Source organism: Pseudoroseomonas cervicalis ATCC 49957, assembly GCF_000164635.1.
GTDB lineage: Bacteria > Pseudomonadota > Alphaproteobacteria > Acetobacterales > Acetobacteraceae > Pseudoroseomonas > Pseudoroseomonas cervicalis.
The window spans coordinates 23,905-32,459 of record NZ_GG770782.1; the positions used below are offsets into that span (position 1 = coordinate 23,905).

The 8,555-nt window shown below is 71.8% G+C and carries 10 protein-coding genes; 5 read left to right on the forward strand and 5 right to left on the reverse strand.

Going from position 1 to position 8,555, the window contains the following annotated elements; translation table 11 throughout:
• From HMPREF0731_RS25665 to HMPREF0731_RS16605, 5 genes are all read left to right on the forward strand, one after another.
• Positions 1-672: LysR substrate-binding domain-containing protein (locus tag HMPREF0731_RS25665; RefSeq protein ID WP_007005332.1), on the forward strand; the 672-nt coding region annotated here is incomplete at its 5' end.
• Entirely contained in the window at positions 672-2,105 is a 1,434-nt protein-coding gene (locus tag HMPREF0731_RS16590; RefSeq protein ID WP_007005333.1) for an NAD(P)-binding domain-containing protein, read from the forward strand. The genes HMPREF0731_RS25665 and HMPREF0731_RS16590, both read left to right, overlap by 1 nt.
• A 55-nt stretch (positions 2,106-2,160) precedes the next feature.
• The gene (locus tag HMPREF0731_RS16595; protein ID WP_007005334.1) at positions 2,161-3,753 is read left to right on the forward strand and encodes an ABC transporter substrate-binding protein; all 1,593 of its coding nucleotides are present in this window, start codon (positions 2,161-2,163) and stop codon (positions 3,751-3,753) included.
• A 4-nt stretch (positions 3,754-3,757) separates the two neighbouring features.
• Entirely contained in the window at positions 3,758-4,282 is a 525-nt protein-coding gene (locus HMPREF0731_RS16600; protein WP_157136186.1) for a CMD domain-containing protein, read from the forward strand.
• Positions 4,279-4,854, forward strand: a complete 576-nt coding sequence (locus HMPREF0731_RS16605; RefSeq protein ID WP_007005335.1) for a peroxidase-related enzyme — start codon at positions 4,279-4,281, stop codon at positions 4,852-4,854. The genes HMPREF0731_RS16600 and HMPREF0731_RS16605 overlap by 4 nt, the downstream gene beginning before the upstream one ends.
• 67 nt (positions 4,855-4,921) lie before the next feature.
• On the opposite strand, the gene HMPREF0731_RS16610 is transcribed toward HMPREF0731_RS16605, so the two are convergent.
• From HMPREF0731_RS16610 to HMPREF0731_RS23300, 5 genes are all read right to left on the reverse strand, one after another.
• Complete coding sequence (locus HMPREF0731_RS16610; protein WP_007005336.1) at positions 4,922-5,239, reverse strand: ArsR/SmtB family transcription factor; 318 nt, start codon at positions 5,237-5,239, stop codon at positions 4,922-4,924.
• Between the two features lie 51 nt (positions 5,240-5,290).
• Entirely contained in the window at positions 5,291-5,401 is a 111-nt protein-coding gene (cydX, locus tag HMPREF0731_RS23760) for a cytochrome bd-I oxidase subunit CydX (protein ID WP_040613795.1), read from the reverse strand.
• Positions 5,402-5,414: 13 nt separating this feature from the next.
• The gene (gene cydB / locus HMPREF0731_RS16620) at positions 5,415-6,569 is read right to left on the reverse strand and encodes a cytochrome d ubiquinol oxidase subunit II (RefSeq protein ID WP_007005337.1); all 1,155 of its coding nucleotides are present in this window, start codon (positions 6,567-6,569) and stop codon (positions 5,415-5,417) included.
• Between the two features lie 6 nt (positions 6,570-6,575).
• A complete protein-coding gene (locus HMPREF0731_RS16625) occupies positions 6,576-8,156 on the reverse strand; it encodes a cytochrome ubiquinol oxidase subunit I (protein ID WP_007005338.1) in 1,581 nt (526 codons plus the stop codon).
• 86 nt (positions 8,157-8,242) lie between these two features.
• Positions 8,243-8,555: ATP-binding cassette domain-containing protein (locus HMPREF0731_RS23300; protein ID WP_157136198.1), on the reverse strand; the 313-nt coding region annotated here is incomplete at its 5' end.

Consider the following 8,555-nt stretch of genomic DNA (forward strand, 5'->3'; position numbering starts at 1 on the left):
CCGGCCCTGGCGGCCGGGCTGGTGCCGGCGGCGCTCGGCCGGCTCGGGGCGGCGACCCTGCCGGCGCGGCTGGAGCTGACCGCCCTGCCGGCCGGGCAGGCCGCCAGCGCCCTGCTGGGCGGGCGCGCCGATCTCGGCTTCCTCAGCCTGCCGGTCGAGCATCGCGGCCTGACCCTGCACTGGCTGGGGGAGGGGCGCTGCTGCGCCGCCCTGCGGCCCGATCACCGCCTGGCCCGCCAGGACAGCATCGCCCTGGCCGAGCTGAAGGACGAGCGGCTGGTCACCATGGCCGATCCGCACCGTCTGGGCGGCCGGATCGCCACGGCGTTGGCGGCGGCCGGGCTCGACCCCGGCGGCAGCCTGGCCGTCAACACCTCGCTGAACGCCATGCTGGCCGCCCGCGCCGGGCTCGGCATCGCCCTGGTTGATCCGGTGACGGCGCTCGGCGTACCGATCGAGGGGCTGGTGCTGCGTCCGATCGAACCCGCCATCCCCTTCCTCTGGGGTGTCGCCAGCCCGGTCGCGCGGCCGCCGGGCGAGGCCGCGCGCCGGCTGATCGCCGCCGCCGCCGAGCAGGCCGCCGCGCTGCCCGGCTTCCGCCAGCACCCGCCCCATTCCATGGAGGCGCTGCTGGCCATGCTGCATCCCGCCCCGCCAGGGAGAGTGTCCTGATGACCGCCATCGGCCTGCCGGCCCTCGAGGCGCGCCTGCGCCATGATCTGGAGTGCCTGGAGCTGCCCGGCCGCCCCTGGGTGCCGCCGCGCGAGGCCGAGGGCCAGCGCGTCACCGATGTCGTCATCTTGGGCGCCGGCATGTGCGGCCTGGCGGCCTCGGCGGCGCTGCGGCTGCTCGGCATCGACAATCAGCGCGTGCTGGACCGTGCGCCCGCCGGGCAGGAAGGCCCCTGGGTGACCTGGGCGCGCATGGAGACGCTGCGCTCGCCGAAGACCCTGTCGGGCCCGGCCCTCGGCCTGCCCGCGCTGACCTTCCGCGCCTGGTACGAGGCGCAGCATGGCAGCGCCGGCTGGGCTTCGCTCGGCAAGATCCCACGTGGCGACTGGATGGACTACCTCTGCTGGTATCGCCGCGTCATGCGCGTGCCGGTGGAGAATGGCGTCGCGGTGGCCGCCATCCTGCCGCGCGCGGACGGGCTGCTGCGGGTCGAGCACGATGCCGGCGCCCCGATCCTGGCGCGGCGCGTGGTGCTGGCGACGGGGCGGGACGGGCTGGGCGGCAGCGCCGTGCCGGAGCTGGCGCAGCGCCTGCCGCCGCATCTCTGGGCGCATTCGCGCGACGCCATCGATTTCGCCGCGCTGCGTGGCAAGCGGGTCGCGGTGCTGGGGGCGGGCGCCTCGGCCATGGACAATGCGGCGACGGCGCTGGAGGCGGGGGCGGCCAGCCTCGACCTCTTCGTCCGCCGCAAGGCGCTGCCGCGGGTCAACAAATTCACCGGCATCGGCAGCGCCGGCGTGGTGCATGGCTTCGCCGGCCTGCCGGATGCGTGGAAATGGCGCTTCCTGCACCATGTCTTCTCCGAGCAGACACCGCCGCCGCGCGACAGCACGCTGCGCGTCTCCCGCCATCCGCAGGCGCGGCTGCACCTCGGCAGCCCGGTGCTGGCGGCGGAGGCGGCGGGGCAGGGGGTGCGGCTGACCCTGCCCGCCAGCGTGTGGGAAGGCGATTTCGTCATCTTCGCGACCGGCTTCCGCGTCGATCTCGCCGCGCGGCCGGAGCTTGCCGCCCTCGCGCCGCAGATCCGCTTCTGGCGCGACCGCTTCACGCCCGAGCCCGGCGAGGAGAATGCCGAACTCTCCGACTCTCCCGATCTGGCGCCGGATTTTTCCTTCCAGGAGAAGCAGCCCGGCGCCTGCCCGGCGCTCGCCCGGCTGCACTGCTTCAACTACCCGGCCACGCTGAGCCACGGGAAGCTGACCGGCGACATCCCCGCCGTCAGCGCCGGGGCGAAGCGCCTGGCCGAGGCCATCGCCCGGCATTTCTTCGTCGAGGACCGCCAGATGCATTTCGATGCGCTGCGCGCCTATGACACGCCGGAATTGCTGGGCGACGAATGGCCGGCCGCAAGGCTCGCCAGCGCCGCCGCCTGATCCCCTCTTGCCATCGCTCCTTTCGGCTTTGCCCCGGACCAGAAGGACCAGCCCGATGCAGCGTCGTGACCTGTTGCCGCTTCTTGCCGGGCTGGGCCTGGCGCCCTTCGCCCTGCCCGGCACCCTGCGCGCCCAGCCCCAGGCGGCGCGGCGCCTGTCCATCGCCTTCGGCGACCCGGTCTCCTCCCTCGACCCGCAGCTGAACAATTTCGCCGGCGACCGCTCGGTCGACCTGCATTTCTTCGACCTGCTGATCGAGAACCGCGATGGCGGGCTGCAGCCGGGCCTGGCCACCGCCTGGCGCACGCTGGAGCCGACGCTGTGGGAATTCACCCTGCGCCAGGGCGTCACCTGGCACGATGGCAGGCCCTTCACCGCCGCGGATGTCGTCTATTCCTACAACCGCGCCCCCAGCGTGCCGGGCAGCACGGCGAGCTTCGCCGGCTATCTGCGCACCGTGGCCGAGGTGAAGGCGGTCGACGACCACACCCTGCATGTCCGCACGCGGGAGGTGAACCCGCTGCTGCCGCTGAACCTGGCCTCGGTGCACATCGTCAGCCGCCATGCGACGGAGGGCGCCAGCAATGCCGATTTCAACAGCGGCAAGGCGGTGATCGGCACCGGCCCCTATCGCTTCCAGGCCTATACGCCGGGCGAGCGGGTGCGCATGCGCCGCAACGAGTCCTATTGGGGCCGCAAGCCGGAATGGGCGGAGGTGGATTACCGCTACATCCCCAACGCCGCCGCGCGCACCGCGGCGCTGCTGGCCGGCGATGTCGATGTCATCGACAAGGTCTCGGTCTCCGACCTGGCGCAGATCCGCGGCCGCGACGATGTGCGGCTCTACGCCTATCCCGGCCTGCGCATGCTGCTGCTGCAGCCGAGCTTCTCTCCGTCGCCGAGCCGCTACGCGCTGTCGCATGACGGGCAGCCCCTGCCGCGCAACCCGCTGCTGGATGTGCGGGTGCGCCGGGCGCTGTCCATCGCCGTCAACCGCGAGGCGCTGTGCGAGCGCCTGCTGCTCGGCACCGGCACGCCGACCGGGCAATGGATGCCGGAGGGCAGCTTCGGCTACGACCCGCAGACCCCCGTGCCGGGCTTCGAGCCCGAGCGCGCCCGCGCTTTGCTGGCCGAGGCCGGCTATCCCAACGGCTTCCAGCTCACCATCCACCTGCCGAATGACCGCTACGTGCTGGGCCCGCAGGCGGCGCAGGCCATCGCCCAGATGTGGGCGCGCATCGGCGTGCGCACCCAGGTCGAGGCGGTGCCCTGGTCGGTCTATTCCGCCCAGGTGCGCACCGGCGACTACGCCATGACGACGCTCGCCTGGGGCAATGGCACGGGCGAGGGCAGCTACGCCCTGACCCATATCCTGGGCAGCTACGACGCGGCGCAGGGGCGCGGCGTCTCCAATTGGGGCCGCTATGCCAGCGCCGAGGTGGACCGCGCCCTGGACGAGGCCAACGCCGAATTCGACGATGCGAAGCGCGAGGCCATCCTGCAGCGCGCCGTGCGGGTGGTGGCCGGCGATGTCGGCATCATCCCGCTCTTCCACTACCAGAATCTCTGGGCCGCGAAGCGCGGGCTGAAGGTCACGCCGCTGACCAGCGACCGCACCGCCGCCCAGATGGTCACCGCCGAAGGCTGAGATGATGACCGAGACCCAGGCCGCCCTGCGCGACATCCCCGACCTCGCCGAGCATCTGCTCGGCCTCGCGCCGGAGGGGCCGCTCGGCGCGCTGCGCCGCCAGCGCGCCGACATCCTGAAGCATGAGGAAGGCGCCTATCGCGAGCTGGTGCTGGCGCCCGAGCCCGGCCATGTCTCCCTGGCCGAGCGCGCGGCGCTGGCCCTGCGCGGCGCGCTGATCGAGGGCGATGCGGCGCTGGCCGCGCATTACCGCGCCCTGCTCGCCACCCATGGCGACGCCGCGCTGAGCGAGGCCGCCGAGATCTTCCCCGCGCCGGCGGGGGAGGGGCGGCTGCCCGTGCTGTTCCGCTATGCCGACATGGTCGCCCGCAACCCGGAAGCCTGCGAGCAGGCGGATATCGACCGGCTGCGCGGCTTCGGCCTCTCGGCGCAGGACATCGTGGCGGTGACCCAGCTCGTCGCCTTCATCCCCTACCAGGTGCGGCTGCTGGCCGGGCTGCGCCAGCTGCAGCAGGAGAACGCCGCATGAGCCGCTTCACCATGCAGGAGGTCGGCTGGGAACCGCGCCTGCCGCCGGTCGAGCTGGACAGCGCCACCCCGGCGCAGCGCGCGGCGCTGGAGGCCTGCCCGCCGGCGCAGCGCCATTCGGTCTATTTCCGCACCCTGGTGCACGACCCGGGCTCGCTCGGCGAGCGCGGCGCGCTGTTCACCAAGGTCATGTACGCGCCGAAAGGCCTGCCGCGCGCCGAGCGCGAACTGGCCACCGCCATCGTCTCCATCGTCAATGGCTGCATCTACTGCACCTCCGTCCATGCCCGCCGCTTCGTCGAGCTGAGCAAGCAGGAGGCGGTGATGCGGGCGCTGCTGGAACAGGGCATCGACACCGACGCGCTGGATGCGCGGCAGCGCGCCATCGTCGACTATTCGGCGAAGCTGACGGCAACACCGCAGGCGATGACGGCCGCCGATCTGGCGCCATTGCGCGCGGCGGGGCTTGGCGATCTGGAGATCCTCGACCTCATCCACGCCATCGCCATGTTCGCCAACGCCAACCGGCTGATGCAGTCGCTGGGGCGGTCGGTGCCGCCAGGGGAGAACTGAAAGCAGAACAGGGGGCGCTGCCCCCTGGCCCCCGCCGGGGGGACAAGGGTCCCCCCGGACCCCGCCGTCAGTGGCAGAAGAGATCGTGCATGACGCGCAGAACGCGCAGCACGCGCTCATCGGCCACGCGGTAGTGGATGGTGGTGCCGCTGCGGCGCGTCGCCACCAGCCCATCCTCGCGCAGCTTGCCCAGATGCTGCGACAGCGCCGGCTGCGACAGGCCCAGCCGCTCCGCCAGGCCCCCCACCGTGATCTCGCCCTCGCGGATCAGATGGCACAGCAGCACCAGCCGCCGCTCATTCGCCAGCAGCCGCAGAAGATCGGCCGCCTCCGCCGCCCGCGCCTCCATCTTCGCGATGGGTATGTCGGTGCCCAGGCCCTGCATGCTCTCCCCCTCCGGCGGGGAGCGGCCGGGGCTACCCCGGCCGCTCCGGCCTCAATCCTGCGGCGCGGTGCCGCCCTGTTCCATCAGCTCGAACCACATGGCGTTGAGCACGGCGAAGGCGGCGGCCAGGGGCAGGCCAAGCAGCCAGGCGAAGTACCACATCGTGCGATTCCTTTCAGTAGCTGTCAGCGCTCTTCGCCAGGCTGTCCTCGCTGACCTTGCCCCACAGCACCCGGTACACCCAGGCCGTGTAGGCCAGGACGATGGGCAGGAAGATCACGGTCGCGACCAGCATGATGAACAGCGTCAGATGCGAGGAGGAGCTGTCCCACACCGTCAGGCTGGAGCGCGGGTCCAGCGAGGAGGGCAGCAGGAAGGGAAACATCGACACGCCCGCCGTGGCGATGATGCCGAAATTGGCCAGCTTGCTGAACAGCAGCGTGCTGACCTCGCGCCCCGCGCGCAGCCCGAGCAGCGCCCCGACCAGGCCCACGAAGCCCGCGACGGGCGCGGCGATCATCCAGGGGTATGTGGCGTAGTTGGCGAGCCAGCTGGCGCCCTCGCGCGTCACGCTCTTCAGCAGCGGGGCGGAGGGACCGGCCATGTCGATCGGGCTGGTGATGCGATACCCGCCGATCCCGCCCCCCGCCACCAGCACGCCGCACAGCGCGAACAGGCAGAGGGCCAGCAGCGCCGCGGCGCTGCCATAGCGGCGGCCACGCCCGGCCACCACGCCGCTCGCCTTCAGCGACAGCCAGGCACCGCCATGCATCACCAGCATGCTGAGCGACAGCAGGCCGCAGAGCAGGGCGAAGGGGTTCAGCAGGCCGAAGAAGCTGCCCTCGTAGCGGATGCCGTATTCCGGCGTCAGGTAGAAGGGCACGCCCTGCAGCACATTGCCGACCGCCACGCCGAAGATCAGCGCGGGCACGAAGCCGCCGGCGAACAGCGCCCAGTCCCAGGCGCCGCGCCAGCGCGGATCGTCGCGCTTGCCGCGATACTTGAAGCCCACCGGCCGCAGGATCAGCGCCGCCAGCACCACGAACATGGCGAGGTAGAAGCCCGAGAAGGACACCGCGTAGAGCGGCGGCCAGGCGGCGAAGATGGCGCCGCCGCCCAGGATCAGCCACACCTGGTTGCCTTCCCAGGTGGCGCCGATGGCGTTGATGGCGACACGCCGTTCGCCATCGGTGCGGCCGACGAAGGGCAGCAGCGCGCCGACGCCCAGGTCGAAGCCGTCGGTCACCGCGAAACCGATCAGCAGCACGCCGAGCAGCGCCCACCAGATCAGCCGCAGCGTCGGATAGTCGATCAGCTCATGCAGGATCATGGCACGTCACTCCGCCGCCACGGCGCGCAGCGCCGGCCGGCCCGGAAGGGGAGGGGCCAGGCTGGGCTCGGGCCCCTTGCGGATGGCCTTCAGCATCAGCCCCATCTCGACCACCGCCAGCACGCTGTAGAACAGGGTGAAGCCGGCGATGGTCAGCAGCACCTCGGTGACGCCGAGATGCGACACCGCCAGGGCGGTGGGCAGCACGCCCTCGATGATCCAGGGCTGCCGGCCGTATTCGGCGACGATCCAGCCCAGCTCGGCGGCGATCCAGGGCAGCGGGATGCTCCACACCGCGACCCAGAGCAGCCAGCGATGGCGGTCCAGCCGGTGCCGCGCCGACAGGTAGAAGAAGGTCGCGGTCAGCAGGATGAAGAACATGCCGAGGCCCACCATGACGCGGAACGACCAGAACAGCGGCGCCACCTGCGGCACCGTGTCCCAGGCCGCCTGGGCGATCTGCGCGTCGGTCGCCTGGCGCGGATCCTCGACATAGCGGCGCAGCAGATAGGCGTAGCCGAGCTGGCGGCCATGCGCCTCGAAGGCCAGCTTCAGGCTCTCCGGCACCGCCGCGCCGCGCGGCAGGGCGCGGATCTGCTGGAGCGCGTCATAGGCCAGGATGCCCTGGCGCACCCGCTCCTCCGCCCGCGCCACGAGGTCCTTGATGCCCGGCACCTCGGTGTTGAGCGAGCGCGTGGCGATCAGCCCCATCACGGCGGGGATGTGGATGGCGTAATGCGTCTCCCGCGCCGCCTGGTCGGGGAAGCCGAAGGCGGTGAAGGCGGCGGGCGCTGCTTCGGTCTCCCACATCGCCTCGATGGCGGCGAGCTTCATCTGCTGGTGCTCGGTCGCCAGGTAGCCGCTCTCATCGCCGAGCACGACGACGGAGAGCGAGGCGGCGAGGCCGAAGGAGGCGGCGACCGTCATCGAGCGGCGCGCCAGCGCCACATGCCGCCCCTTCAGCAGGTACCAGGCGGAGACGCCCAGCACGAAGATGGCGGCGGTGACATAGCCGGCCGAGACGGTGTGGACGAATTTCGCCTGGGCGACGGGGTTGAACAGCACCGCCCAGAAATCCGTCACCTCCATGCGCATCGTCTCGGGGTTGAAGGCGGCGCCGACCGGGTTCTGCATCCAGCCATTGGCGATCAGGATCCACAGCGCCGAGAAATTCGACCCCAGCGCCACCGCCCAGGTGGCCGCCAGGTGGCCGAGCTTCGACAGCTTGTCCCAGCCGAAGAAGAACAGGCCAACGAAGGTGGCCTCGAGGAAGAAGGCCATCAGCCCTTCGATCGCCAGCGGCGCGCCGAAGATGTCGCCGACATAGTGGCTGTAGTAGCTCCAGTTCATGCCGAACTGGAATTCCATGGCCAGGCCGGTGGCCACGCCGAGCACGAAGTTGATGCCGAACAGCGTGCCCCAGAAGCGCGTCATGTCGCGCCAGATGGTGCGGCCCGTCATCACATAGACGGTTTCCATGATCGCCAGCAGGATCGACAGGCCGATCGTCAGCGGGACGAACAGGAAATGGTAGAGCGCGGTCAGCGCGAATTGCAGCCGCGACAGGGAAACGACGTCCAGTTCCATCCGATCCTGCCGGGCGGGGGCCCGGCTCCTCTCGGTGTTGCGCGGGGCGTCGCCGGATACGGCGCCCGAAAGCCCGCGGCCGGGTGTCAGTCCGGCCGCAGCGAGGCGAGGGCGGCGGCGAAGCCGGGCTCCCCGCGCCGGTGGCAGGCGGCGATGCGGCCGCCCTCCAGCAGCAGCAGGCGGTCGGCCAGTTCGGCCTCGCGCCGCAGATGGGTGGCGATCAGCAGGCTGCGCCCGCAGGCCCGCGCCGCCAGGCGCGCCAGCACGTCGCGCGCCAGCGCGGCGTCCAGCCCCTCGGTCGGTTCGTCGAGCAGCCAGAGCGGCGCGTCGCGCAGCAGCAGCCGCGCCAGCGTCAGGCGGCGCGACTGGCCGCCCGACAGGCCGGCGCCGCCCTCGCCG